23 protein-coding genes and 1 tRNA gene are annotated in these 26,067 nt (G+C 66.8%); 12 read left to right on the top strand and 12 right to left on the bottom strand.

Annotated features, from left to right (window positions below; all coding sequences use genetic code 11):
- Positions 1 to 12 precede the first annotated feature (12 nt).
- The 6 genes from J2Y54_RS07890 to J2Y54_RS07915 all read left to right on the top strand — a co-directional run bounded on the left by J2Y54_RS07890 (position 13) and on the right by J2Y54_RS07915 (position 7,026).
- Entirely contained in the window at positions 13 to 1,059 is a 1,047-nt protein-coding gene (locus J2Y54_RS07890) for a COX15/CtaA family protein (protein ID WP_405052888.1), read from the top strand.
- Positions 1,059 to 1,373: a divalent-cation tolerance protein CutA gene (gene cutA, locus J2Y54_RS07895; RefSeq protein WP_310038361.1), complete on the top strand. Its 315-nt coding sequence runs from the start codon at positions 1,059 to 1,061 to the stop codon at positions 1,371 to 1,373. The genes J2Y54_RS07890 and cutA overlap by 1 nt, the downstream gene beginning before the upstream one ends.
- Positions 1,370 to 2,188: a hypothetical protein gene (locus J2Y54_RS07900; protein ID WP_310038363.1), complete on the top strand. Its 819-nt coding sequence runs from the start codon at positions 1,370 to 1,372 to the stop codon at positions 2,186 to 2,188. Before cutA ends, J2Y54_RS07900 begins: the two co-directional genes overlap by 4 nt.
- A gap of 140 nt (positions 2,189 to 2,328) precedes the next feature.
- Entirely contained in the window at positions 2,329 to 2,808 is a 480-nt protein-coding gene (gene rplM / locus J2Y54_RS07905) for a 50S ribosomal protein L13 (protein ID WP_310038364.1), read from the top strand.
- Positions 2,808 to 3,320: a 30S ribosomal protein S9 gene (rpsI, locus tag J2Y54_RS07910; protein ID WP_310038366.1), complete on the top strand. Its 513-nt coding sequence runs from the start codon at positions 2,808 to 2,810 to the stop codon at positions 3,318 to 3,320. The genes rplM and rpsI overlap by 1 nt, the downstream gene beginning before the upstream one ends.
- 235 nt (positions 3,321 to 3,555) lie before the next feature.
- The gene (locus J2Y54_RS07915; protein ID WP_310038368.1) at positions 3,556 to 7,026 is read left to right on the top strand and encodes an autotransporter domain-containing protein; all 3,471 of its coding nucleotides are present in this window, start codon (positions 3,556 to 3,558) and stop codon (positions 7,024 to 7,026) included.
- A 59-nt stretch (positions 7,027 to 7,085) separates the two neighbouring features.
- Here J2Y54_RS07915 and J2Y54_RS07920 read toward each other — a convergent pair whose 3' ends face one another.
- The 4 genes from J2Y54_RS07920 to cpdR form a co-directional block, all read right to left on the bottom strand.
- Positions 7,086 to 7,838: a metallophosphoesterase gene (locus J2Y54_RS07920; RefSeq protein ID WP_310038369.1), complete on the bottom strand. Its 753-nt coding sequence runs from the start codon at positions 7,836 to 7,838 to the stop codon at positions 7,086 to 7,088.
- On the bottom strand, positions 7,835 to 8,668 hold the full coding sequence (locus J2Y54_RS07925; protein WP_310038370.1) for a diacylglycerol kinase family protein: 834 nt from the start codon (positions 8,666 to 8,668) through the stop codon (positions 7,835 to 7,837). Before J2Y54_RS07925 ends, J2Y54_RS07920 begins: the two co-directional genes overlap by 4 nt.
- A gap of 182 nt (positions 8,669 to 8,850) precedes the next feature.
- Positions 8,851 to 8,925: transfer RNA gene (locus tag J2Y54_RS07930), tRNA-Val, on the bottom strand.
- A gap of 70 nt (positions 8,926 to 8,995) precedes the next feature.
- The gene (cpdR, locus tag J2Y54_RS07935; protein WP_310038372.1) at positions 8,996 to 9,373 is read right to left on the bottom strand and encodes a cell cycle two-component system response regulator CpdR; all 378 of its coding nucleotides are present in this window, start codon (positions 9,371 to 9,373) and stop codon (positions 8,996 to 8,998) included.
- A 164-nt stretch (positions 9,374 to 9,537) separates the two neighbouring features.
- On the opposite strand from cpdR, the gene J2Y54_RS07940 reads away from it, so the two are divergent.
- Positions 9,538 to 10,338, top strand: a complete 801-nt coding sequence (locus J2Y54_RS07940) for an N-formylglutamate amidohydrolase (RefSeq protein WP_310038511.1) — start codon at positions 9,538 to 9,540, stop codon at positions 10,336 to 10,338.
- 302 nt (positions 10,339 to 10,640) lie between these two features.
- On the opposite strand, the gene J2Y54_RS07945 is transcribed toward J2Y54_RS07940, so the two are convergent.
- Both J2Y54_RS07945 and J2Y54_RS07950 read right to left on the bottom strand, forming a co-directional pair.
- The gene (locus tag J2Y54_RS07945) at positions 10,641 to 11,423 is read right to left on the bottom strand and encodes a SapC family protein (protein ID WP_310038374.1); all 783 of its coding nucleotides are present in this window, start codon (positions 11,421 to 11,423) and stop codon (positions 10,641 to 10,643) included.
- Positions 11,424 to 11,453: 30 nt separating this feature from the next.
- Entirely contained in the window at positions 11,454 to 12,911 is a 1,458-nt protein-coding gene (locus tag J2Y54_RS07950) for an FAD-binding oxidoreductase (protein ID WP_310038376.1), read from the bottom strand.
- Positions 12,912 to 12,990: 79 nt separating this feature from the next.
- Between J2Y54_RS07950 and J2Y54_RS07955 the strand changes: the two genes are divergently transcribed.
- The 5 genes from J2Y54_RS07955 (at position 12,991) to J2Y54_RS07975 (ending at position 18,340) form a co-directional block, all read left to right on the top strand.
- Positions 12,991 to 13,467, top strand: coding sequence for a hypothetical protein (locus J2Y54_RS07955; RefSeq protein WP_310038377.1), 477 nt, complete (start codon positions 12,991 to 12,993; stop codon positions 13,465 to 13,467).
- 91 nt (positions 13,468 to 13,558) lie between these two features.
- A complete protein-coding gene (locus J2Y54_RS07960) occupies positions 13,559 to 14,959 on the top strand; it encodes a DEAD/DEAH box helicase (RefSeq protein WP_310038378.1) in 1,401 nt (466 codons plus the stop codon).
- Positions 14,960 to 14,973: 14 nt separating this feature from the next.
- On the top strand, positions 14,974 to 15,156 hold the full coding sequence (locus tag J2Y54_RS07965; protein WP_310038379.1) for a DUF1289 domain-containing protein: 183 nt from the start codon (positions 14,974 to 14,976) through the stop codon (positions 15,154 to 15,156).
- Positions 15,157 to 15,225: 69 nt separating this feature from the next.
- Positions 15,226 to 15,792 carry a biliverdin-producing heme oxygenase gene (locus tag J2Y54_RS07970; RefSeq protein WP_310038381.1) on the top strand — a complete coding sequence of 189 codons (567 nt, stop codon included), beginning with the start codon at positions 15,226 to 15,228 and terminating at the stop codon, positions 15,790 to 15,792.
- Positions 15,785 to 18,340, top strand: coding sequence for an HWE histidine kinase domain-containing protein (locus J2Y54_RS07975; RefSeq protein WP_310038384.1), 2,556 nt, complete (start codon positions 15,785 to 15,787; stop codon positions 18,338 to 18,340). The genes J2Y54_RS07970 and J2Y54_RS07975 overlap by 8 nt, the downstream gene beginning before the upstream one ends.
- On the opposite strand, the gene J2Y54_RS07980 is transcribed toward J2Y54_RS07975, so the two are convergent.
- The 6 genes from J2Y54_RS07980 to J2Y54_RS08005 form a co-directional block, all read right to left on the bottom strand.
- Complete coding sequence (locus tag J2Y54_RS07980; RefSeq protein ID WP_310038386.1) at positions 18,337 to 19,203, bottom strand: S-methyl-5'-thioadenosine phosphorylase; 867 nt, start codon at positions 19,201 to 19,203, stop codon at positions 18,337 to 18,339. The genes J2Y54_RS07975 and J2Y54_RS07980 overlap by 4 nt on opposite strands.
- Positions 19,200 to 20,612: an amino acid permease gene (locus tag J2Y54_RS07985; RefSeq protein ID WP_310038389.1), complete on the bottom strand. Its 1,413-nt coding sequence runs from the start codon at positions 20,610 to 20,612 to the stop codon at positions 19,200 to 19,202. The genes J2Y54_RS07980 and J2Y54_RS07985 overlap by 4 nt, the downstream gene beginning before the upstream one ends.
- Before the next feature lie 57 nt (positions 20,613 to 20,669).
- Entirely contained in the window at positions 20,670 to 21,296 is a 627-nt protein-coding gene (locus tag J2Y54_RS07990) for an Isoquinoline 1-oxidoreductase subunit (protein WP_310038391.1), read from the bottom strand.
- A complete protein-coding gene (locus J2Y54_RS07995; protein WP_310038392.1) occupies positions 21,293 to 23,434 on the bottom strand; it encodes a molybdopterin cofactor-binding domain-containing protein in 2,142 nt (713 codons plus the stop codon). Before J2Y54_RS07995 ends, J2Y54_RS07990 begins: the two co-directional genes overlap by 4 nt.
- Positions 23,431 to 23,898 (bottom strand): 2Fe-2S iron-sulfur cluster-binding protein, encoded by a 468-nt coding sequence (locus tag J2Y54_RS08000; RefSeq protein ID WP_310038396.1) that lies wholly within the window; start codon positions 23,896 to 23,898, stop codon positions 23,431 to 23,433. The genes J2Y54_RS07995 and J2Y54_RS08000 overlap by 4 nt, the downstream gene beginning before the upstream one ends.
- A gap of 77 nt (positions 23,899 to 23,975) precedes the next feature.
- A complete protein-coding gene (locus tag J2Y54_RS08005; protein ID WP_310038398.1) occupies positions 23,976 to 26,042 on the bottom strand; it encodes a glycoside hydrolase family 97 protein in 2,067 nt (688 codons plus the stop codon).
- Positions 26,043 to 26,067: the final 25 nt, after the last annotated feature.

The following is a 26,067-nucleotide window of genomic DNA, read 5'->3' on the forward strand; positions in this document are numbered from 1 at the left end:
AGGGGCGGATACATGGATCCCGTGTCCGAGTTCCGCCATCCCATCCGCCCGCGCGCGATTGCCAACTGGCTGACCGTTGTCGCCGCGCTCATCGTCCTGATCGTCATTGTCGGGGGCATTACCCGGCTGACCGAATCGGGGCTGTCGATCACCGAATGGAATGTCGTCACCGGCATCCTGCCACCGCTGAGCGAGGCGGCGTGGCTGTCAGAATTTGAGAAGTACAAGCAGATCCCGGAATATCAGCAGATCAACAAGGGGATGAGCCTCGCGGCGTTCCAGTTCATCTATTTCTGGGAATATATCCACCGGCTGCTCGCCCGGATCATCGGCTTTGCCTTTGCCGCGCCACTTTTGTGGTTCGCGTGGAAGCGCGCGATTCCGCGCGGCTATGGCCTGCGCCTGACCGGCCTGCTCGCGCTGGGCGGTCTGCAGGGGGTGATTGGCTGGTGGATGGTGAGTTCGGGCCTCGCCGAGCGTACCGATGTCAGCCATTTCCGCCTCGCGGCGCACCTGCTGCTCGCATTGTTCATCCTTGCCGCACTGACCTGGACGATCCTCGACCTGCGCAACCTTGCGCGCGATCCGGGTTATCGTCCGGCACGCCTCACCGGGCTGGGCTGGGCAGTCGCGCTGATCCTGTTCATCCAGCTGCTTTACGGCGCGTTCACCGCCGGCCTCAACGCCGGGCTGGTGACCGACCAGTGGCCGCTGATGAACGGGCGTTTCTTCCCGTCCGAAGTGCTGGCGGTGCGATCGGCGCTCGACGCTGCGGTCAACGACCCGGCGATGATCCACTGGATCCATCGCTGGTGGGCCTGGGTTGCCGTGGCTGCGCTGGTGATCCTTGCCCGCCATGCCCGCGCCGCGGGCAGCCGCGCTGCATCGATCGCGATCCACAGCGCATTCGGCGTCCAGATCCTGCTCGGCATCGCGACCGTGATGACCGGCGTCGATATCACGCTGGGCGTCCTGCATCAGGGAGTTGGCGCGCTGCTGGTCATCGCCACCGCCTGGGGCATTCATGTGATCGGCCGGCGCGACCGCGGCTTTCGGTGATGCGCGACATCGCCCTGGTTCACGCAACCTTCGGTAGCGCCGATGAAGCGGAGCGGATCGGACGGGCGATGGTCGAAACGCGCCGGGCCGCCTGCGTCAACCTGCTCGGCGCGTGTCGTTCGGTCTATCGCTGGAACGGGGCGGTCGAGACCGGGGACGAGTATCGCGCGCTGTTCAAGACGACGCCGGAGCGGGCCCGGGATCTTGCCGATGCAATCGCCGCCGCGCACAGCTACGACCTGCCGGTTGTCGAAATCTGGCCAGCCGCCGCCAGCGACGCCATCGCCCAGTGGGTCGAGGCGGAAACCCGGTGATTCTGGCCGCGATCGCGCTGGCGAGCCAGGCGACGGGCAGCTTCGCACCGCCAATCGACCGCCCCATCACCGTTCGGATCGAGACCGAGCGGACGCAGGACGGGACGACGCGCCGCTTCACCGGACAGCGCACGCTGCGCTTCGCGGCGACCGATACGGGCTATCGCGTCGCGGTGACGCTGGACGCTGCGGATCCCGCTGAAGCGGAGAGCGATCCGGCCGGCCTGCTGCGCGCCGGATTCGCACGGCTCGCCGGCAGAACCATCACGCTCAGCCTCGCCCCCGACGGGACGGTGACCGCAATTGCCGACAGCGACACGGTGTGGCGCGCCCTGACCGACGGGATTGCGGCGATGGCGCCAAGCGGAACCGGCGCCGATGCACGACAACGCGCGGCGCAGGTGCGCGCCATCGCCGCCGCGCTCGCAGCTCAGCCCGAACCCGCCCGGCGATCGGCGCTGGCGACGCTCGTGGCGCCGTTGATCGCCCCCCACCTGGTCGTCGAGGCGGCCTCCCCCGGCCCGCCCCGCACCGTCCAGCTCCCGGCAACCTCGCCATTCGGCCGCGCCGAACTGACCGGACTTCGCACCGTGCGGCAGCGCGACGCCATGGTCGAATTGTCGCTCAGCGCGACCGGGGCCGTCGGGGTCAGCGGCAGCGCGGGCGAGGTCCGCGCGACCGTGGCGATCGAGCGGCTGCAGCGCGTCGATCCCGCCACGGGGCTGGTGATCGTAAGCCGCGAGCGGATCGAGAGCGTTTCCGCAGACGGGCGCCAGCGCTCCGAACGGGTCACCATTACCCGGCTCGAGTTATAGGGTATTCAGATACCCGTCGAGCAAACCGCGCATTTGCTTGACTTTTACCCCTCCCTGCGTCAATTGCCCGCCGTTCGCGCCGTCCTGCGCCATCTGGCTGGGGGCGGCGCCATTCATTTAAACCCAAGAGGTCTGGCCCCATGAAGGCGCTCATGAAGACCACCAAGTCGGTAAAGCCGGCCGAGGTGGAAAAGAAGTGGCACATCGTCGATGCCGACGGTCTGGTCGTCGGTCGCGCTGCGGTCGTCATCGCCAACGTCCTGCGCGGCAAGCACAAGACGAGCTTCACCCCGCACGTCGATTGCGGTGACAATGTCATCGTGATCAACGCGGACAAGGTCCGGTTCACCGGCAAGAAGCTGGCGGACAAGGTCTATTACAAGCACACCGGCTATGCCGGCGGCATCAAGGAAATCACCGCGCAGAAGGTGCTCGAGGGTCGTTTCCCCGAGCGCGTCCTGGAAAAGGCGGTCGAGCGCATGATCCCGCGCGGCCCGCTGGGCCGTCAGCAGATGCGCAACCTGCGCATCTACAAGGGCGCCGAGCATCCGCACGAAGCGCAGAACCCGCAGGTCCTCGACATCGCCGGCATGAGCCGCAAGAACAAGGTGGGCGCATAATGTCCGACAATCGCCAGTCCCTTTCCGACCTGGGTGCGATCGCCGCCGACGCGCCTGTGACCGAAGCCGGCGCCGCGACCCCGGTCGTCGCCAGCACCCCGCTGCGCCAGCAGGAAATCGACAAGCTCGGCCGCGCTTATGCGACCGGCCGTCGCAAGGACGCGGTCGCCCGCGTGTGGCTGAAGCCGGGTTCGGGCAAGATCACGATCAACGGCCGCGATCAGGAAGTCTATTTCGCGCGTCCCACGCTGCGTCTCGTCATCAACCAGCCGTTCGGCGTTGCCGAGCGTGACGGCCAGTATGACGTCGTCTGCACCGTCAAGGGTGGCGGCCTGTCGGGCCAGGCCGGCGCGGTCAAGCACGGCATCGCCCAGGCGCTGACCAAGTATGAGCCGGTGCTGCGCGCGCCGGTCAAGGCAGCCGGGTTCCTGACCCGCGACAGCCGCGCGGTCGAGCGCAAGAAGTACGGCAAGGCCAAGGCCCGCCGCAGCTTCCAGTTCTCGAAGCGCTGATCGACCGACCGGTTCGATCATCGAACGTTGCGAAAGGGCGGCCCCACGGGTCGCCCTTTTTCGTTTCGCGACAGTTCGTTGCCGCGCAATGTGTTGCCTTGAAGCCGCGCTTTCACCGGCAAATCGCCGCGCGCTGCATTCTGCCTATTGACGCGGTGCGGATGACGCATAGCCTCCGATGCTTCGCGGCGGACCGTTCCGATGGTCCCCGCATGTGAATTGGGGGAGTTAGATCATGGTAATCCGCTCGACGCGCGCGTCGCTCCTGTTGTCCGCTGCCGGCCTTGGGCTGTGCGCGATTGCGAGCCCCGCGCTCGCCAGCGACGATGTCGCACGGCCGTATATCGACATTTCGGGATCGATCGAGGCGCCGCATACCGGCGATCCGGTCAGCGTGGTCACCCCGACCGGCAGCGGCTTCGTGTCGCCCGAGGACGTGGTCGAAACGCCGGCCATCACGATCAACAACGGCTACACCCCGGTTCAGGCCTATGACCCGGTGAACATCACCGGCATCGGCCAGATCATCACCGATTCGGGCGGCGGCTTCATCGGCACCTGCACCGGCACGCTGATCAACCCGCGTACCATCATCTTCGCCGCCCATTGCGTGAACACCCGCGACGCGACCGCCTATGGCGCCAATTCGGGCGGCGTCGGCGTCGGCGTCGGCTTTGAAACCAACACCCGCGCCAATGCGGCCGGTCAGACCGACGAACTGGTCCGCTGGCTGCTCGGCGGTACCGGCGGCGCCGGGCGCTTCCAGAGCAATACCGCGCAGCATTTCTACAACATCAACCAGGTCTTCTACGATCCGCGTTCGCGCGCGGCAGCGTCGTGCACCAACGCAACCTCGTGCTTCCTTGAAGCCGACGTCGCGACTGCCGTGCTCGATACCCCCGCCGCCGGCGTTCCGACCTGGGCACTGCTGTTCTCGCCGCTCCCCACCCCCGACGCGATCAATCCGGTCACCGGCACCGGCTATCATGTCAGCATCGGCGGCTATGGCAGCTTCGGCACCGGCACCACCGGCGCGTCGAGCAGCGGCAATTTCCGCCGCCGCGCTGCCGAGAACATGCTGGGCGCGCTGGTTTCGCTCAGCACGCGCAACGCATTCCTGTTCGGCAGCCCCGGCACGCCGCTGCGCCCGCAGCAGCTCTACTTCCTCGATTTCGACGATCCCGCGCGCGGCACCGCCACCGCGAACCCCCGCGATTTCAACGGCTTCCGCGACGATGCCCTGCCGCGCGAAGGCCTGACCGGCCCCGGCGACTCGGGTGGCCCGCTGATCCTCGACCAGACCTTCGCCACCCCGGTGGTGATCGGTGTGCTCTCGGGCGGCTCGACCTTCTTCGGCGGCCAGCCCGGCGGCAGCTATGGCACGCAGAGCTTCTATCAGCCGCTGTTCCTCTATTGGGACTGGATCGCCGCGAACAACCCGTATCGCTACGTCACCGCCGTCGCGGGCAACCGCAACTGGGAAGATGGCAATGCGTGGGTGACCGAACTCGACCCGGCCTATCGCATCATCACCAACGGCCAGCTGGTCAACGGCGTCCCGACCCATCTGGGCGGCGCGAATTCGGGCAACGGTCCGGAGTTTGGCGAACTGTGCTTCCAGTCGCCGAACACCTCGCCCAACCCGACGTTCGAATGCTATGACCTCGCCACCGGGACGTTCACGACCAATGCACCGAGCGGTGCAGTGGACTCGAGCGCGCCGGCGATCGCCAGCGTCACGGGCAGCAACGGCCTTGTTGCCGGACTCGACGCGCCGCACGCCGACCCGGGCTATACCGATACCGTTGCACCGGCACCGACGCTCGCCAACGGCCTGCCCGGCGCGACCGGCTTCGTGCCGAACAATGTCGACGGCGTCCGCACCACGGGCCAGATCGGTCGCTATTATGACGTGACGCTGCGCAACACCGGCGTCGTCACGCTCAATTCGAACGTGACGATCGACCGCTTCACGATCATGGGCGCCACGTCGCAGCTGACGATCGCCAGCGGCGCATCGCTGACCAGCCTGATGGAGATCCGCCAGAACACCGGCACGATCCTCAACAACGGCACGCTGACCTCGTCGGGCGACTATCTGATGCTGTCGGGCCTGCTCACCGGCTCGGGCACGGTCAATGCACCCTTCACCACCAGCGTGATGGGCAGCTTTGCGCCGGGCACGATCGGCACCACGGGTACGCTGACCTTCAATGGCGGCCTCGTGATGGCGTCGGCTTCGGGCTATCTGGTCGACCTGGGCGCCAATGGCACCTCCGACCGTATCGTCGTCAATGGCGCGACCAACCAGGCCAATCTGGGCGGCGCACTTCAGCTCAACTATTCGGCAGCCACGCTGCGCGCCGGCAACCGCTACACCATCCTTACCGCAGCGGGCGGCGTCGTCGGCACGTTCAACACGCCGAGCGCAATCAGCGCCATCCTGACTCCGAAGGTGACCTACAGCACCAACGCGGTCGTGCTGGACATCGAAGCGGGCAAGTATGTCAACGTCGTGCCGGCGTCGAACCCGGTCGGCTATGCCTGGGCCCGTCTGCTCGACAACAACCGTTCGGCGGCGTCGCGCTTCGACGGCCTGTATGGCCCGCTCGACCTGCAGAATGCCGCGACCATCGTCAGCACGCTGGGCGGCTGGGCACCGGCTGCTGAAACCACCGCACAGACGCTGGGCATCGCCACGACCGACGCCAACTCGACCTTCATCCGCAACCGCCTCAACGGCCTCGACCCCGCCAATCTCGGCGGTTCGCTGGCCCATTACGGGCGCCCGGTGCAGGTCGCCGCGCTCAACCTGAGCCCGATGGGCGCCAATCCGGTGCGCAGCGACGCTGCCGCCCCAATGGTTCAGGAAGGCGCGCTGCCCGACACGATGAGCGGCTTCATCTCCGGCGGTTACCTCAGCGGTGACGGCGCGGCGATGAGCAGCCTGGGCGGGCGTGACAGCTATAATGGCTGGTATGTCGGCGCGGGTCTCGAGGCATCGCTCGGCGATACCGCGCTGATCGGTTTCGCCATGACCTACACCGACACCGACGGCACCGCTGCATTCGGCGGGCAGACCGCCCGTGGCGAGGCGCTTCAGGGCACGCTCTATGCCAAGAAGAGCTTCGGCGGCGCGACGCTGGACGGTCAGGTCACCGCAGGTGCGCTGACCACCCGGACCAGCCGCACGGCCGGCTTCCTCGGCACCAACTACACGCTGCGGGCCGAAGATACCGCGCTGATCGTCGGCGGCGAGCTGGGCCTTGGCTTCGACCTTGGCAACGACGTCATCGAAGTGGCTCCGCGCGTTGCGGCACGTGCAACCTATCTCGACTTTGGCCGGACCCAGGAAGCTGGCGGGCCGATGGCGCTCACCTTCATCCGCGAGGATTATGAGAGCTATCAGGGTCGCGCAGGCGTCACCGTCGCCGGCAAGGCCGAGGGTGTCCGTCCGTTCGTCACCGCAACCTATGTCCATGCGTTCAACGATCGCCCCGCGATGGTTGCCGCGAACCTGGTCGGTGGCACCGGCGCGAATGTTGCCTTTGCCCTCAACGGCCAGGACAAGAACTGGGGCGAAGTGTCGGGTGGCCTGACCTTCCGCACCGGCGCAGTCGATCTGGGCGTGTCGGCCGACACCACCATCTCGCGCTCCGACCTGTCGGCGCAGACCTATCGCGGATCGGTAACCTTCCGCTTCTGATCGCGGCGCACACCGCACCGGCGCAGGGCCGTCCCCATCCGGGGGCGGCCCTCTGTCGTTCAGGCTCCCGGCGATCCCGCATCCACTCCCATCGCGCGTACCGCAACGTGCAGCGCGCTACCGGCGATCCGTGCTTCGTTGAACGATGGCAGGGTGTCGCGCACCCGTTCGGACAGGGTCCCGGCGCCGATCAGCCGGACCGGACCGGCTGCGGTGGGGTGGACGACGTCGAACGGGTCATGGACATGGCCGGTCAGCACCCCGTGCGCGCCGGCAGCGGCCAGCGCCTCCAGCGCGGCCCGTCCGCCGCGGGTGCGCGACGTACCGCGCGTTCCGGTGTCGACCAGCGGATGATGGCAGGCGACCAGGATCAGGTGATCGCGCGGCACCGCGTTGAGCGTGCCCAGCGTCCGGCGCAACGCACGACCGCTGACATGCCCCTTCGACCAGTTGAGACGCGCCTGGGCACGAGCGGTGGTCTTGAGCGGGACGATCGACACGCCGGGCAGGGCAAGCGGCCGCTCGATCATCGCTTCCAGCGCGCGGTACCGCCGATAGGGCGCGACAAACCGGGCCCATGGGTTGAAATAGGGCAGGTCATGGTTGCCGACCTCGACCGTGACCGGCGCCTTGAGCGCCGCGAGCCACTGCTGCGCCGCCGCGAATTCCTCCCGCCGGGCGCGCATGGTGAGGTCGCCGGTCACCACGACGGCGTCCGGTCGTTCGTCCGCCACGCGCGCGGCAAACCAGTCGAGGGCGTCCTGATCCTCGGCCCCGAAATGAATGTCGCTGACGTGGAACAGCCGGATCATGGCACCGCCCCGCTGGTGGCAAGGAATATCGGCGCCGTCATCCCGCCCCGGATCGGCGTTCCGCCCGCAAGCGTTACCGGTTCGCCGTCGAACAGCGCGAGTACCGGACGCCGGCTCACCGGGTGAAGCGCGTCTGCGCGGCGATGGGTCACTGCGTGTGCCGCGACCCAGTCTCCGGTCAGCCACGCCCAGCCCAGTTCGGCAATCGCACCCCAATGGCGTGCATCGACCGCACTGACCTGCAACCCTGTGGCCGCTGGCGCGACGAACACCGCCTGATAGCGCCCCTCCATACCGGCCACGCCGCGCACCGCGATTCCGCGACCGAAAGTGCGGCGCCATGCATTGCGTACTGCACCGGCAAAGCGCGCCAAGCGTCCCTTGCGGGCAGCTTCCCGGGCGCGGCCCCAATGGGCTGCCGGACCGAGGATCAGGCCGACAAAGGCGCGGTGGGCGCCCGCTTCGACCAGCGGCATCGCGACGCGGCGCCCGTTTTGATGCGCCGCATGGATGATCGCCTCGGCCGACCGGTCGCCATGTAGCGCCTTGGCCAGCAGGTTCATCGTGCCGCCGGGCAGGATCAGCACCGCGCCCGACCAGTTTGCGAGCCGGCACAGCGCGGCGTTGATCGTCCCATCCCCGGCAAACAGCACGACCGTATCCGCTCGTGCGGCGTCCAGCATGGCGCCGCTCGGCAGATCCTCCTCGGGAAAGTGCGTGCGGCCGGCCAGCGCAAGACCGCGCTCTTCGAACACGGCTTCGATCGCGGCACAGCTTTGCTGGCTGGCAGAACCGGAATGCGGATTGGTGATGAACCACAGGCGTTGCATGCGGCGCTAACGCGGTCCGGCGCCGGATTGTTTCGCTTGAGCGATGAAAAAGGCGCGGTGCGATGACGGCGCGTTGCTGGTTCGGTTTACCTGCTCGAAGCGACCGGCATCACGCGCGCGCCGCCTGTCGGGCTGGCACAACATAAAAGGCCCGCCAGCTCATGGAGCGGCGGGCCTGATAATGGTGGGCGTGGCAAGGATTGAACTTGCGACCCCTGCGATGTCAACACAGTGCTCTACCACTGAGCTACACGCCCACTCGCCTTGCAGCGAATCTCGGGAAGCGGCGCTGTAGCGGGGGTCGACCCGGCTTGCAAGCACCCGTTTTCAATTTCGGCTTGGAACCTGTTCGATATCGAACAGCCGGTCGACCTCGAGCACCAGTTCGCGCAGGTGGAACGGCTTGGACAGCACCCGTGCCTGCGGCACCTGTTTCCCCGCTTTCAGCGTCACCGCGGCAAAGCCGGTGATGAACATGATGCGCATGTCGGGCGCGATTTCCGCAGCGCGCTGCGCCAATTCGATCCCGTCCATCTCGGGCATCACGATGTCGCTGAGCAGCAGATCGAAGCGTTCCGTTTCGAGCAAGGGCAGCGCGGCAGTGCCGCGGTCAACCGCCGTGACGGCGTAACCCGACTTCTCGAGCGCGCGCGCGAGATACTCGCGCATCACCTGATCGTCCTCGGCCAACAAGATCCTGATCATTCGCCCCTCGCCCGCGGCATGCCCCGCGCCTGCACCGCGGACCGCCTCCTTATGCGCAAAGCCCTTAAGAATTTCCAGCCGCCCCGCCGGTTGCGACGCGCCCGCCTCGCGCCTAGCGTGACGCCGTGTCCGCTCCGCTGCCCTATGTCCGCCATGGACCGGAAATGCCGGCGTCTCCGGTCGTGCTGTCGGTGCCGCATGCCGGGCGCGACTATTCCCCCGCCCTGCGCGCCGCGCTACGCGTCGATCCCGGGCTGCTGATCGCGCTGGAGGACCGGCACGCCGACACGCTGGCGCTGGCGGCGCGCGGGATCGAAACACTATTCGTCGCGACTCGACCGCGTGCGTGGATCGATCTCAACCGCGCCGAGCAGGAACGCGACCCGATCATTGACGAAGGCGCCATGCGGCTGCCCGAAAGCGCCCAGTCGCTCAAGCTGCGCAGCGGCCTTGGCCTCGTCCCGCGCCGCGTCGAGACCAGCGATCTGTGGCGCCGCCGTTTTTCGGACGCAGAGATCGGCGACCGGATCGCGCTGGACCATCGCCCCTATCATGCCGCGCTTGCAGCGGCGCTCGCAGCTGCGCGGGCACGGTTCGGCGTTGCCGTGCTGCTCGACATTCATTCGATGCCGCCGCTCGGCCCGAACGCTGCCCGGCTCGTGCTGGGCGACCGGTTCGGCCGGGCCAGCGCTGGACGGTTCGTCAGCCGGATCGAGGGGGTCGCACAGGCGGCGCGCATCCGCTGCGCGGTCAACAGCCCTTATGCCGGCGGCCACATTCTGGAACGCCATGCCGCGCCTGCCGCTGCGATTCACGCGATCCAGTTGGAATTCGACCGCAGCCTCTATCTCGACCGGCGCCGCGAGGAACCCGGACCGGGGCTGGAGCCAACCGCGGCGCTGCTCCGCGCGATCATCGATGCCGTGGCGGACGAGGCGCTTCCGCTGGCTGCCGCCGCCCAGTGACCGACACCTGCGTGACCGGCACCCGCGCCTGACCCATAAAAAAACCGCCCGGCGTTGCCACCGGGCGGCCAAGGTTCAGGGAGGAGACACGCCCGAGGGCGTGCCGCGCGGGTCCGCGAAAGGGGGGACACGAAACCGCGCCTAACAAGTATAGGAAGGCTTGACCGTGGCTTCAAGGTCACATCCGGAAATGCGACGAAGCGAGTGCCGGGGGCGTCCGGGTCGACGCGGGCGAGGGTGAAGCACGCAAAAAAGCCCCGGGACGCGATACCGCATCCCGGGGCCGATCGGATCAGGTCAGATCAGGCGCCAGTCGCCAGCTGCGGCGTCACTGCACCAAGCTGCATCTGGCGGCCAAAAATCTCGCGGACGAGGCCCAGCGAGAACAGATGGGCGTAGATCAGCGGCAGCATGCCGTTCTGCTGGATCTTGCGCAGCTGGTCGCCCCGCATCTCGTTCAGCTTGCCCTCGTCCACCATCTGGAAGCCGCGATAGATATAGGGCTGCGCCGCGCCTTCCGGCTGGATCGCGACTTCGCCGTCCATCAGCAGACCGAGATCAGCCAGTTCCTTGAGGAACGCGCCGGTCTTCTGCCCGGCAATCTCGAACTCCTCGTTGAACTTCAGGATCTGCTGGACGATCTCGGTCGGCTTGCCGTCCTCGAACAGTGCATCGCCATCCTCGAACGCGCCGATCGTATCGGTGCTTGGGTCGAAGCACAGCGACAGTTCCTCAGCATCCTGGCGCAGGCGGGCGAGCAGGAACGGATAGCGGCGGATATAGGCCGGGATGTACATCGGCTCGGTACCGCGCGGCTTGCCATCGGCATCGAAGAAGACGTTGACGCCTTCATTCAGACCCATCAGCGCGAGCGGCACGGGATCGGCGCCGGCCGAGAAGACGATCGGCATATGGCGCTGAACCAGCGGGAATTCCTCGACCGTCAGCGGCACTGCGTGCTGCTTGCCAAGGAACGGCGCCGTGGTCGCCGGGCGGATGCGGAAATTGCCATGCAGCTCGCTCGAAAGCGGCTGAAGATCGTTGTAGAAAACGGGCAGACCCTGTGCTTGCGGCGCGCTGGCCATGAACTTCTCCTGGTATTGGGTGTGCGCGGTCTATTGGTCGCCGCACGCGGGCGCAAGGGTAACGAGTTTCCCCGGATTGAACAGATTGTCCGGATCCAGCCCGCGCTTGATCGCGGACAGCGCGTGAAGCCGCGCGGGCGCAGACAAACGTGCCAGTTCGTCGCGCTTCATCTGGCCGATGCCATGTTCGGCGGAGATCGATCCACCCGCCGCGACCACCAGATCGTGGACGAACGGCGTGATCCGCCCGACATTGTGCGCGACCCAGTCCGGCCCGGCCCCGGCGGGCGCACGAACATGGAAATGGACATTGCCGTCGCCAAGATGGCCGAATGCACCGGCGCTGGTCCCGGGAAATGCCGCTTCGACCGCCGCCGCACCGTCGATCATGAAGTCCGGCATCCCCGCCACCGGAACCGAAATGTCATGCTGCAGCGCCGGCCCGCTCAGCCGCTCGGCTTCGGAAATCGAATCGCGCAACTTCCACAGCGCTTCGGCCTGCGCCTCGCTCGTCGCGATCGTGGCATCGCCGACCAGCCCGCGCTCGAACCCAGCGGCAAGCAGGCGTTCGAGCAGCGCTGCGGGCGGCTCGGCCCGGCCATCGCTGGCCACCGCTTCGATCAGCACATGCCACGGATGCGCCGTTGCGAGCGGCGCGCGCGTGGCGGGGATATGTGTCAGCACCAGTGACAATGAATGGGCGGGGACGACCTCGAAACTCTCCACCGCATCGGTCGCCGCTTCGCACAGGCGCAACAGGTCGAGTGCGGCGTGGGGCGAGGCAACGCCAACCCAGGCGACCGCGCGGGCATGGATCGCCGGCACCAGTCGCAGCGTTGCAGCCGTGACCACGCCCAGCGTCCCTTCAGCGCCGACCAGCAACTGGGTCAGGTCATAACCGCGATTATCCTTTTTGAGGGGGGCGAGCCCGTCATGGATGCTGCCATCGGGCAGCACCGCCTCAAGCCCCAGCACCAGCGCGCGCATCGTCCCGAAGCGCAGCACCTGCGTCCCGCCGGCATTGGTCGACACCAGCCCGCCAATCGTGGCGCTGCCGCGCGCGCCGAGCGTCAGCGGGAACCGGCGCCCCTGCTCCAGCGCGGCGGCGTGAAGATCGGACAGGATCACCCCCGCCTCGGCAACCGCAAGGCTGGCCGCCGGATCGATACGACGGATCGCCTGCATCCGGCGCAGCGACAGGATTGCCGCGCCCCCACTGGCCGGCGGGGTTGCGCCGCCGACCATCGACGTGTTGCCCCCCTGCGGTACCAGCGGCACGCGATGCCGCGCGGCAAGGGCGACCAGCGTCGCAACCGCAGCGGTCGTGCGCGGCTGAAGCAGCAGGCGGGCGGCGCCGTGATAGCGTCCGCGCCAGTCGGTCAGCCACGGCGCGATTCGTTCCGGGTCGGTGACCACCGAATCGGGTCCGATCGCGGCCGATACGGCGGCGGCGAGTGCATCGATCGCGGCGTCTGAAGCTGCTGCCATGGCGCGCCCGCTACCATGGTGGGACAGCGCTACGCAATTCATCCACTGTTCAACCCCCGCCGCTATAGGGCAGCATGTCATGGTGAAGCTGTTGATCGCCACATTCGCTGCCGGGCTGCTCATGCCTGCGACCGCCGCCGGGGCGCGCGATCCCGCGCCGGCACCCGGCGGGGTACGAGTCGCACAGGTTCGCATCCAGCAGCATATCGTCATCCGCGTGCCACGCCCCGATCCGGTGCGCCGCGCAGCGGCTCCGGCACCGCCGCCACTCCCGCCGATCGAATGGGTCGAGAAGCGCGCGGACGACTGTGTCAGCACCGCCGCGCTTTCGGGCGCGGCGATCGTCCGGTCAGACAGCGTCGATCTCGTCCTGAATGGCGGACGCCGGGTGCGCGCCAAGCTGGGCAATGAATGTCCGGCGCTCGATTTCTATGCCGGCTTCTACGTCAAGCCGAACAAGGACGGAAAAGTTTGCGCGAAGCGTGACGTATTCCGGTCGCGCGCCGGCGGCGAATGCCGGATCAAGTCGTTCCGGACGCTGACGCCCGGGCGGTGAGCCCGCTTTACCTTGACTTTTTCGATCAATTCCCGGAGAGCGCCCCTCAGTTTACAGTAGGGGGTGCGCCCCCGTTTTTCCGGACATCTGGATGAGCTTTGCCGATCTCGGCCTCTCTGACGAATTGCTGAAGGCCGTCGAAGAGGCCGGCTATTCCGAACCCACGCCGATTCAGCGCCAGGCGATCCCGTCGGTGCTGATGATGCGCGACCTGATCGCGATTGCCCAGACCGGCACTGGCAAGACCGCCAGCTTCGTGCTGCCGATGATCGACGTCCTTGCCGAAGGCCGCAGCCGCGCGCGCATGCCGCGCAGCCTGATCCTTGAGCCGACCCGCGAACTGGCGGTTCAGGTGGCCGAGAATTTCGAGAAATACGGCAAGAACCACAAGCTCAGCATGGCGTTGCTGATCGGCGGCGTGCAGATGGGCGACCAGGTCAAGGCGCTGGAAAAGGGCGTCGACGTCCTGATCGCGACGCCGGGCCGCCTGATGGACCTGTTCGAACGCGGCAAGATCCTGCTGACCGGCTGCAACCTGCTGGTGATCGACGAAGCCGACCGGATGCTCGACATGGGGTTCATCCCCGATATCGAGAATATCTGCACCAAATTGCCGGCCAATCGCCAGACGCTGCTGTTCTCGGCGACGATGCCGCCGCCGATCAAGAAGCTTGCCGACAAGTTCCTGTCGAACCCCAAGACGATCGAGGTTGCGCGCCCCGCGACGACCAACATCAACATCACGCAGCATCTGGTCACCGCGCCGAGCAGCGCGTTCGGCAAGCGCGAATTACTGCGGCGCCTGCTCAGCGCCGAGGACGTTCGTACCGCGATCATCTTCTGCAACCGCAAGACGACGGTGCGCGAGCTCAACAAGAGCCTCAAGAAGCACGGCTATCGGTCTGCGGAAATTCATGGCGACATGGATCAGCCGGCACGCCTCGCCGAACTCGACCGGTTCAAGACCGGGGACGTCAACATCCTCGTCGCCAGTGACGTTGCCGCACGCGGCCTCGACATCAAGGGTGTCAGCCACGTCTTCAACTTCGATGCGCCATGGCATCCGGACGATTATGTGCACCGGATCGGCCGCACCGGTCGCGCCGGCGCGACGGGCACCGCCTACACGCTAGTGACCAGCGCCGACGCCGAAGCGATCGAGAATATCGAAAAGCTGACCGGCCAGAAGATCGACCGGATCGGCGCGCTTCCGGAAGAGCCCTCCGAACCGGCCAGGAAGCCCCGTGCCCGCAAGGGCAAGGCGGACGCCGCGGCGGTCGACGCAACCGAGACAGCGCCGCGCGAAGCACCGGCACCGCGCTCGGAGCGCCCCCGTGAAGAACGCCCCCGCGAAGAGCGGGCGCATGCGCGCCGCGACGAACGTCCTGCGCGCCGCGACCGCGATTACCGGCGCGACGCGCGTGACGAGGGTCCGGACGAGGGCTGGAACGGCCCGATTCCCGATTTCCTGAATTTCACGATCCCTGCGTGACGTCTGCGTCCGATATGGACGACTTTCTGAGCTTCACCCCGGTGCCGGCCGTGGCGAGCCCGTGCGTCGGCATCTGCCGGATCGGCGCGGACGATGTTTGCACGGGCTGTTCGCGCACGCTCGACGAGATTGTCGAATGGTCGATGGCCAGCGACGAACGCCGCCGTGCGATCCTGGAACGGATTGCCGAGCGCTGACCGCATAGTCATTGCGGCGGGGAAACAATGGGTTGTTGTACGCCCAGGCTTTCGCCAAGGTCGCGGGCGATGCCCCCCACCGCTTCTGCTCGGATGTTCCTGCGCGCGCAGACCGCCGCCGATCATGACCGCGTCGATCGCGCCTTTGGTGCCTTCGACCTGTCGCACCGCGACGGCTATCGCGCATTCCTGCTGGCGCAGGCCGACGCGCTGCTCCCGGTCGAGCAGGCGATCGACGCCGCCGCGCCGACCGATCTGCTGCCCGACTGGCCGCAACGGCGGCGCGCACCGCTGCTCGTCGCCGACCTTGTCGAACTGGGCGTGGCCGTGGCGCCGATGCCTGGCGACGGCGCCCCCGACCTGTCGGACGCGGCCGCCTTGCTCGGTGCGGTCTATGTTCTCGAAGGGTCGCGACTGGGCGGGAGCGTGCTGGCACGCGGCATCGCGGCAACGCTTCCGACCCGGTTCATCGGCTGCGCAACGGCACCGCAACGCTGGCGCGGCTTGATCGAGATCATGGACAAGCAAATCATTACCGAAGAGCAACGTGCAACGGCTTTGGCTGCGGCGCGTTCGGTGTTCGACCGGTTCCGGCACAGCGCCAGCCGGCATGGAAGGATAGCCGTCGTTGAATGACCCGAACCCCGTCGATCTCACCAATTGTGATCGCGAGCCCATTCATATTCTCGGCGCCATCCAGCCGATCGGCTTTCTGCTGGCCCTGACCGCGGACTGGATCGTCGCGCGTGCGTCCGTAAATCTGCATGCCTATATCGGGGCCGAGCCGGCGGACCTGATCGGCCATCCGCTGGCCGAATTCCTCGCCGCGCCGGTCATGCATGATCTGCGCAATCGCACCGCGATGCTGCGCGGACCCGACGCGATCGAACGCCTGTTCGGGATCGAACTGATTCCGGGCCATGGCCGGTTCGACATCGCGGTCCATATGTCGGGCGGACAGATCATCATCGAAGGCGAGCGTTCGACCGGAGAAGTCGGCGACGTCACCAGCATGGTGCGTTCGATGATCGCGCGGCTCGACCAGTGCGCCGACATGCTGTCCTTCTTCCGGGAGGGCGCGCGGCAGGTTCGTGCGCTGTCGGGCTATGACCGCGTCATGGTCTACCGCTTCGCCGCCGACGGGTCGGGCGAAGTGGTGGCCGAGGCGTGCAAGCCCGGAATCGGCCGGTTTCTTGGCCTCCATTACCCTGCCAGCGACATTCCGGCGCAGGCGCGGACGCTCTACACCCGCAATCTGCTGCGCGTCATTGCCGATATCGACGCGATGCCGGTTCCGATCGTGCCACAGCTCGACGAGACGGGCGAGCCGCTCGACCTGTCGCTGTCGCTCCTGCGTTCGGTATCGCCGATCCACATCGAATATCTGCGCAACATGGGGGTCGGCGCGTCGATGTCGATCTCGATCCTGGTGGATGGCAAGCTGTGGGGCCTGTTCGCATGCCACCATTATGCGCCGCGCAGCCCCAGTTTCGAGCGTCGGTCGATCGCCGAACTCTTCGCCCAGATGTTCTCGATGCGGCTTGAGAGCCGCGAGCGGCAGCAGACGGTCGAGTTCGAACGTCGCGCGCGCGACATTTCCGACCAGCTGCTCGGCGCGGTCGCATCGGATGAAACGCTGCTGCGCGATCCCGACTGGCTGGCCGACATTCTGACTCATGCGATCCCGGCCGATGGCGTGGGCGTCTGGCTGAACGGCAGCTATGCCTTTTCGGGGATCACCCCGCCGACCGACGATTTCCGCAGGATTGTGCGCGCGCTCAACGCCACTGCTGCCGGCAAGGTGTTCGCGACCGACCATATCGGTTCGCTGGTGACCGATGCCGAAGCCTTCTCCGGGAGCGCCGCCGGCCTGCTCGCCATCCCGATCTCACGCTCGCCGCGCGATTATGTGATTCTGTTCCGCAGCGAAATGATTCGCTCGATCCGCTGGGCGGGGGATCCGCACAAGCCCGTCGAATACGGCCCCAACGGCCCGCGTCTGTCCCCGCGCGAGAGCTTTGAAGAGTGGAAGGAACTGGTACGCGGGCGATCCCGGCCCTTTACTGGATCGGAGCTGCGCGTCGCCGAAACGCTGCGCGCGACCCTGATCGAGGTCGTGCTGCGGCTTGCTGACGAGGCCTCGGCTGAACGTCAGCGGTCGGGTGCGCGGCAGGAATTGCTGATCGCCGAACTCAATCATCGTGTGCGCAACATCCTCGGCCTGATCCGCGGCCTGATCCGCCAGGCGCAGCCGGAGGAGGAGGCGGTGCGCAACTTCGTCAAGGTGGTTGACGGCCGCATCCATGCGCTCGCGCGGGCGCACAACCAGATCACCGAAGACCATTGGGGACCCGCCTGGCTCCAGGCGCTGATCGATGCCGAAGCCGCCGCTTTTGTCGAGGAAGGCGACCGGATCATCAGCGCGGGCGATCCGATCCTGCTCAACCCCCAGGCCTATTCGACCATGGCGCTGGTGCTGCATGAACTGGTCACCAACTCGTCCAAATATGGCAGCCTGTCGGTCCCCGGCGGAACCGTTCATCTGAGCTGGCGCTGCGTCGCCCGCGGCGACCTGATGCTCGAATGGCGCGATCGCGACGGTCCACCCGTCGTCCCGCCCTCGCGCAAGGGCTTTGGCACGACGATCATCGAGCGTTCGGTACCCTATGATCTGGGCGGCGAAGCCGTGGTCCGGTACCTTGAAACGGGCTTCGAGGCCGATTTCTGCATCCCGGCACGCCATGTCTCGAAACCGCGCGAGGGCGGCGCGCCGCTGATCCGCTTCCCCCGCGCCGCACAGCTGCATCGCGACGACCCGCCCGGCGATCTGCTCGCCGATCAGCGCCTGCTGCTGGTCGAGGACAGTCTGATCATCGCGCTGGACGCGGAGGATATCGCCACCCGCCTCGGCGCGCCGGAGGTGATGACCGCCGCGTCGGTCGACGCCGCGCTCGACCTGATCGCGGCGCAGCCCCCGACCGTCGCGATCCTCGACATCAATCTGGGCAGCACGACCAGCTTCGCCATCGCCGACGCGCTGCTTGAGCGGCGCATCCCGTTCATGTTCGCGACCGGCTATGGCGAACAGGCGCAATTCCCGGACCAGCATCGCGGCCGGCCGGTGGTGCAGAAACCCTATACGCTAGAGAACCTCGCCCGCGCGATCGCGGAGATGCTGGGCTAATCCAGCACCCGTCCGGCAACGGCGTCGAGCTTTGCGAGCAGTTCCGGGTCGCGGGCATGCGGCGCGGTGATCAGCGCGGTGTCGAGGCAGGTATCGATCGGCGACGCCGCGCGTTCGGACGGAAGCGCGCGCAACAGGTTGAGCACCATCGCCCGCGCCTTTTCGGCGTTGGTCGATAGCTGCGCGATCACCTGCGCGACATCGACCGCCGCTTCCTCTTCGCGCCAGCAGTCATAATCGGTGACCATCGCCACCATCGCGAACGGCAGCTCGGCTTCGCGCGCCAGCTTCGCCTCGGGCATCGCGGTCATGCCGATCACATCACAGCCCCAGCTGCGATAAAGCAGACTTTCGGCACGGGTCGAGAATTGCGGCCCCTCCATCACCAGACAGGTGCCGCCGCGATGCACGCGCGCCCCTGCTGCCTCCGCCGCATCGCCCGCCAGTGCGGACAGGCGCGGGCACACCGGATCGGCCATCGAGACATGCGCGACCATACCGGTGCCGAAGAAGCTCGACGGGCGTCCCTTGGTCCGGTCGATGAACTGGTCGACGATCGTGAACGTCCCCGGCGCGCGTTTCTCCCGCAACCCGCCGACCGATGAAACCGACAGGACATCGGTGACGCCCAGCCGCTTGAGGCAATCGATATTGGCGCGCGCGTTCAGCTCCGACGGGCTGATCCGGTGACCCCGCCCATGGCGCGGCAGGAACGACACGCGCACATGCCCCAGCCGCCCGGTAAAGATCGCGTCGGACGGCGCACCCCAAGGCGATTCGACATCGACCCATTGCCCGTCTTCGATCCCCGCGACGTCGTACAGTCCCGATCCGCCAATGATCCCGATATGCCAGCCGCTCATGCGATCCCCTGCCTGCTCACCTTCGGCCGCGCATAGGCGAAGTAAATGACAACCCCGAGCAGGTTCCAGTACAGGAAATAGAGCTGGGTCGTGGCCGGCAGGCTCAGGAACAGATAGCCGCAGCCGAGCACCGCGATCGCCCCGACCAGCCACCATAGCGGCGTACGGAACATGCGCGGCGCATCAGGCGCGCGACGCCGCAGCACCATCATGCAGATCGCGACCGCCGCAAATGCCACCAGCGTTCCCGCATTGGCCAGCGCCGCGATCTCCTCGATCGGCAGTAGCCCGGCAATGACGCTGACGATCACCGCGGTAAAGATCGTGATGCGGACGGGGGCGCCGCGGGACGAGACCTTGGCGAGCGCGATCGGCAGCATCCCGTCACGCGCCATGGTGAAGAAGATGCGGCTCTGCCCGAACAGAAAGCCGAGCAGCACCGTCGGCAACGCGATGATCGCCGATACCGCCAGGAAGGTGGCAAAACCGGGCTGTCCCAGTTCGCGCAGGATCAGCGCGAGCGGTTCGGGGCTGTTGGCGAATTGGGTATAGGACAGCGCGCCCACCGCAGCGACCGCAACCAGCATGTAGATCGCGACACATGCCACCATCGACCCGACGATCCCGATCGCCAGATCGCGGCCCGGATTCTTGGTCTCCTCCGCCGCGGTCGAGATCGCGTCGAACCCGTAAAAGGCGAAGAAAATGATCGCGGCCGCCGCCATGACCCCGCGCTCGACCCCGTCCGCCGACACGCTCTTGGCAAAACCGAATGGCGCGAAGGGGTCGAAATTGGCGCTGTTGAAATAGGGCAAGGCGACCGCAACGAACACGGCGAGCGCCACGATCTTGACGATCACCAGCCCGGCGTTGAGCGTCGCGCTCTCCCGCGTGCCGAGGCACAGCAGCCCGGCAACGATGGCGATGATCACGATTGCCGGGATATTGACGATGCCCCCGGCATGCGGCCCCTGCATCAACTCCATCGGCACGCCGGCCCAGGATTGCAGCAAGGGTGCGGCATAGCCCGACCAGCCGACCGCGACCGCGCTGACCACCAGCGAATATTCCAGGATCAGCGACCAGCCGACCACCCAGGCGACGATCTCGCCGAGTACCGCATAGCTGTAGCTGTATGCGCTGCCCGATGCCGGCATCATCGTCGCCATTTCGGCATAGGCGAGCGCGGCTGCGGCACAGATCGCCCCGGCAATCACAAAGGACAGGATCACCGCTGGCCCGGCCTTGCCCGCCCCGACGCCGATCAGCGTCAGAATGCCGGTGCCGACGATCGCTCCGACGCCCAGCGCGATCAGGTGCGGCCACGACAACGTCGCCGCCAGCCGATGTTCGGGTGCGTGATCCTCCACGCCCTTGACGTCCCTTGTGCGGAACAACCCACCGCTCATGTGATCCCCCTTTGCAATCACGCCGGGGTGCGCCGGTCGGGCGCGTCCGTCAACCGGTCACGCCGGACATTTCGCTCCGCTGTCGATCCACGCCTTGGTCAGCGCGCCGAACTCGGCCTGCGTCCCCGGTGCAGGGGTCCGCCCTACCCCCGGATTCCAGCCCCACCCGACCAGCGTGTCGCTGGCATTATGTTCGTGGATCTGCGCCAGCGTCTTGCCGCCATTGCGCTTGCGGTCCTTCAACTGCTCGCAAATCTCGCGCAGCGACTTGCCTTCCCACGCCATCGATGCCGGCGCGAGGTGCCACAGCGGGTGGCCCGGGATGCTGCCCTTGCCATCGGCAAAGGTCACGTTGCGCGGACCGTGACAGGTCGAACATTCCATCCCCGCAATCCCCATCCCTTTCGGCCCACGCTCGACCGGGGGCATGTGGAACCGCATGTCGTCGCCCTGCAACGGGCTGTCGGTGCGCGGATGACAGTTGATGCAGCGGGGATGCGTCAGCACCTTGCCCATTTCGGTAAAGATCGCCGCCGACCGTACTGCCGGGTCGGCAATGGTCGCGAACGCGGCGACCGGCTTCAGCCCCGCAGGCGCTGCAGGCTCGCTCGACGCCACCACCGCAGCGGGCAGCGCGACGGCGGAAAGCCCGAGCGCGATCAGGCCGTAACGTTGCACGCTCATGCATTCTCTCCATGCGCGAAGGGCAGGCGGCGCACCGCCTTGCCGGTCAGCTTGCGCCAGGCGTTGGCAACGGCGGGCGCGATCGGCGGCAGTCCCGGCTCGCCCACCCCGCTCGGCTTGGCGGTCGAGGGGATGATCGCCACTTCGACATCGGGCATCTCTCCGATCCGCAGCGAGCGATAGCTGTCGAAATTGGTCTGCTGCACCACGCCGCCCTCACCCAGGGTCAGTTCGGCGTACAGCGCATGGCCCAGGCCATAGCCGATCCCGCCCTCCATCTGCGCGCGGATGATGTCGGGATTGATCGCGATGCCGCAATCGACCGCGCACCACACTTTGTGCACCTTGGGCAGGCCGTCCGGCCCCTTCGACACTTCGGCGACCTGCGCGACGAAGCTGTCGAAGCTTTCGTGCACCGCAATGCCCTTGGCCCGGCCCTTCTTCGCCGGCTTGTCGAACGCCGCCATCGCCGCGACCTTGGCCAGCACCGCCTTGGCGCGATCGTGCTTGAGCAGCTCCATCCGCCCGGCGACCGGATCCTTGCCGCCCAGTTCGAGCAGTTCGTCGATAATCGTTTCCTTGACGAAGGCGGTGTGGGTGTGGCCGACCGATCGCCACCACAACACCGGCACCCCGCCCTGCATCAGATGCTGGCCCAGCCGGAAATCGCCGATCTTGTACTGGTTGGTGTCGTTCGCACCCTCGACCATGTTGCCGTCGATGCCATTGCGGATACCCATGGCCTCGAACGGCGTATCCTTCATGATCGACTTGGCGGCGCAGACCTGATCCCAGCCGCTGATCGCGCCATTGGCGTCGATCCCCGCACGCACGCGATGCACCGTCATCGGGCGGTAAAAGCCGCCGGTCAGGTCATTTTCGCGGCTCGCCACCACCTTGACCGGCGCGGCAAAGCCATAGGCGCGCGCGCATGCCGCCGCTTCGGTCCCGTCAAACATGACCGGGGTGGCGCGGCGGCCGAAACTGCCCCCGGCATAATGCTGGACCAGCGCGCTCTTGTCGAACGGCACCCCGGCAACGCCGCACATTGCGCCCATTTCGCCGACCTGGAACTGGCTGCCGGCGTGGACCGAGATGCCTTCGCCCTTCTTTTCGATGACATAGTCCATCGTTTCCATCGGCGCGTGCGCGAGGAACGGGAAATAATAGGTCGCATCGATCGTCTTGACCGCGCGCGCCAGCGCGGCAGCGGCATCGCCCGTCGCCTCGACCTGTTTGCCCGGCGTGCGCGCGGCGGCGCTATATTCGGCGAGCATCTGGTCCGACGAGCGCGTTTCGGCCTTCGCCATATCCCAGTCGACCTCGAGCGCGGCGGCACCGCGCTGCGCGGTCCAGGTGTCGCGGGCATAGACCGCAACGCCGCTAGGGATCGATTTCACGTCGAGCACGCCGGGAATCGCGCGCGCGGCGCCATCCTCGACCTTCTTCACCGTCGCGCCGAATGCGGGCGGACGGCGGACGGCGGCATGGACCATGCCGGGCAGGCGCACATCCTGCGTGAAGACCGCCGACCCGTCGCTCTTGGCCTTGCTGTCGACCTTCGACACATGCTTGCCGATATAGACATAGCGGTCCGGGGTCTTGGGCGCGGGCTTTTGCGGCACCGGCAGCTTGGCTGCATCCTCCACCAGCTCGCCAAAGGTCGCCTTGCGCTTGCCAGCGCTGACCACGCCCTGTGCGATGCTTAGGGCACCCGGCGCGACACCCCAGCGCTTCGCCGCCGCCTCGACCAGCATTGCCCGCGCCGCTGCGCCGGCCATGCGCATCTGGTCCCAGCTTTCGCGCATCGCGGTCGATCCGCCCACGCCCATCGTGCCGAACATGAGATTCTTGTAGAGCGGGTCATTGGCCGGGGCGAACAGCACCTCGACCTGATCCCAGGCGGCATCCAGCTCATCGGCGATGATCGTCGCCACGCCCGTGGCCGGCCCCTGGCCGAATTCGACATGCTTGGCGATGATCGTCACCCGGCTGTCGCTGCCGACGCGCACGAATGCGTTGGGCGCGAGCGTCGCAGCGGCTGCCTGTGCCTTTGCCGCCTTGCCCGGAAGCGTGACGCCGATGGTGAGCGCGGCGCCTCCGGACAGGAACGCGCGGCGGTTTGCGACGGCGTTCATGCCCGCTCTCCCTTCACGCCAGCCGCGTCCTTGATCGCCTGCCGAATGCGGACATAGGTGGCGCAGCGGCAGAGATTGCCCGCCATCGCCGCGTCGATATCCTTGTCGGTCGGCTTGGGCTTGGCGGTAAGCAGGCCGATCGCCGACATCACCTGCCCGGATTGGCAGAACCCGCATTGCGGCACGTCGATCTGGACCCAGGCGGCCTTGACCGCATCGGCGACCTTGCCACTCGCGCCTTCGATCGTCGTCACGGACTTGCCCGCAACCGTGCCGACCGGGGTAACGCACGAGCGCCGGTTCTTGCCATCGAGATGCACGGTGCACGCGCCGCACTGGGCGACGCCACAGCCATATTTGGTGCCCGTCAGCCCGAGATGGTCGCGCAGGACCCAGAGCAACGGCGTTTCGGGATCGCCATCAAAGGTTGCGGGTTCGCCGTTCAATTGGAAGGTGGTGGCCATCGGTGCGCCTCCTGTCTGGCACGCACGCTAGGCCACCACCGGCCATTCGCGAAGTGAATTTATTTCACTTGGCTCCGTTACTTGGCGACGAAGCGCACCGCCGCGCCGCCACCCGGCCCCATCCAGATCGACAGCGCATCGCCCGCCTTCACGCGCTTCTTCTCGATCACGATCGCATGCCGCTGGTCGGTGCGATAATCCGCCCCCGCGCCATCGCGATAGATCTGCGCCTCATAGGTCTTGCCCGGATCGAGGAAGTCGAGCTTCACCGCCGTCGTCCGCGCGGTGCCGTCGGTTACCGCGCCCAGGAACCACTCGCCGGTCCCCTTGGCCTTGCGCGCAACCGTGACATATTCGCCCACTTCGCCGTTCAGCACGCGGGTATCGGTCCAGTCGACCGCGACATCCTTGATGAACTGGAACGCGCCCGGATATTTCGCGTAATTCTCGGGCAGGTCGGCGGCCATCTGGATCGGCGAATAGAGCACGATATATTGCGCCAGCTGCTTGGCCAGCGTCGACATGAACGGCGTCCCGCCCTTGCCCGTCAGGCTCAGCACGCCCGGCGTGAAGTCGAACGGCCCGGCCAGCATCCGCGTGAAGAACAGGTTCGCTTCGTGCTCGGGCGGGTTCTTAGGCTCGCCCCAGGCGTTATATTCCTGCCCGCGCGCGCCCTCGCGGCTGACCCAGTTGGGATAGGTGCGGCGCAGGCCGGTATCCTTGATCGGCTCGTGCGGATTGACCGCGACCTTATACTTGGCCGCCGTCTTAACGATGTTGAGGTGGTGGCGCGCCATGTACTGGCCGTCATGCCATTCCTGCGTCACCCGGCCATCGGCCCAGACGCGGTCGATCTGCCCGGCATCGGTGACATAGCCGGTCTTTACCACCTCGATCCCGTTCGCTGCGGCATAGCGATAGGCGTCGTCGGACTGCGCCTCATACTGCCCCGCCCCGCCGCCGGTCTCATGATGGCCGACAATGTGCACGCCCTTCCTCTTCGCATAGGCCGACAGCGCGGCCATATCGAACTGCGCCACCGGCTTGTCGAAGTCCCAGCCATCGCCATTGTCGAACCAGTTGCCGTCCCAGCCGACATTCCACCCCTCGACCAGCACGCCGCGGAACCCGTTCCGTGCTGCGAAATCGATGTAGCGCTTCACATTCTCGGTCTTCGCGCCCAGGCGGTCGCCGGTGCCCCAGGTCGCGGCGTCGAGGTGCATTTCCCACCACACGCCGACATATTTGCTGGGCTTGAACCAGCTGACATCGCCCAGCTTGTTGGGCTCGTTGAGGTTCAGCTCGAGCTGCGACATATACAGCTTCGCCGCGTTGTCGGCGACGCGCAGCGTGCGCCATGGTGTCGTGAACGCACCCTCGCGCACCACTGCGGCGCCCTGCGACGATGGCGACAGCGCGGCGCGGAAGCGCGTCCCTTCAACCCGGCGCAACCACATGCCGGCATAATCGACCAGAGCCGCCTCATGGAACGCGACATGCGTGCCATCGGCCAACTTCATCGTCACCGGCGTATGCGCCTGGGTCATGCGGCTGACCGGCGTCTTGTTGTACGGGTATTCGTAGCGGTTCCACTCGCCCGCCGGGGTCCACCAGGCGGTGCCGTCGCTGGCGAGTGAAAATTCGGTCAGTTCTTCGATGATCCGCGTCGGCTTTCCGTCCGCCGGGGCGGGAAGCTCGTAGCGAAAGCCGAAGCCGTCATCGAACACGCGGAACACGACATCCATCACCCGGCCGAGCGCGGTCGTTTCCTTCAGCCGCACGCGCAGCTGCGTATGGCGGTCGCGCACCTTCTGCCATTCGCCCCAGGGCTGTTCCCAGGTCGAATCCGCGCTGGTCACGCTCTGGCTTTCGATCGCAAAGCCGCGCTCCAGCTTGGGCGCGTCACCGAGCATGAAGCCCATGCGCGATGGCAGGATCAGCGGCTTTCCGTTGCGCGTGACGCTGTAATAGGGGCGCCCGTCGCCATCGGTGGTTACGGTCACGCGGATGCTGCCATCGGGCGAGGTGACACTCGCGCCACCCGCCTTCGCCGTCGTTGCCTGCGCAACATCCTGCGCCAGCGCCGGGCCGGCCAGTGCCAGCAAGGGCAGCGTCAACGCTGTCAGGGCCAAGGGTGCTCGCATCATTCTCTCCTGTCGTCGACGCACA

It is taken from the genome of Sphingomonas sp. BE123, assembly GCF_031456015.1.
Classification (GTDB): domain Bacteria; phylum Pseudomonadota; class Alphaproteobacteria; order Sphingomonadales; family Sphingomonadaceae; genus Sphingomonas.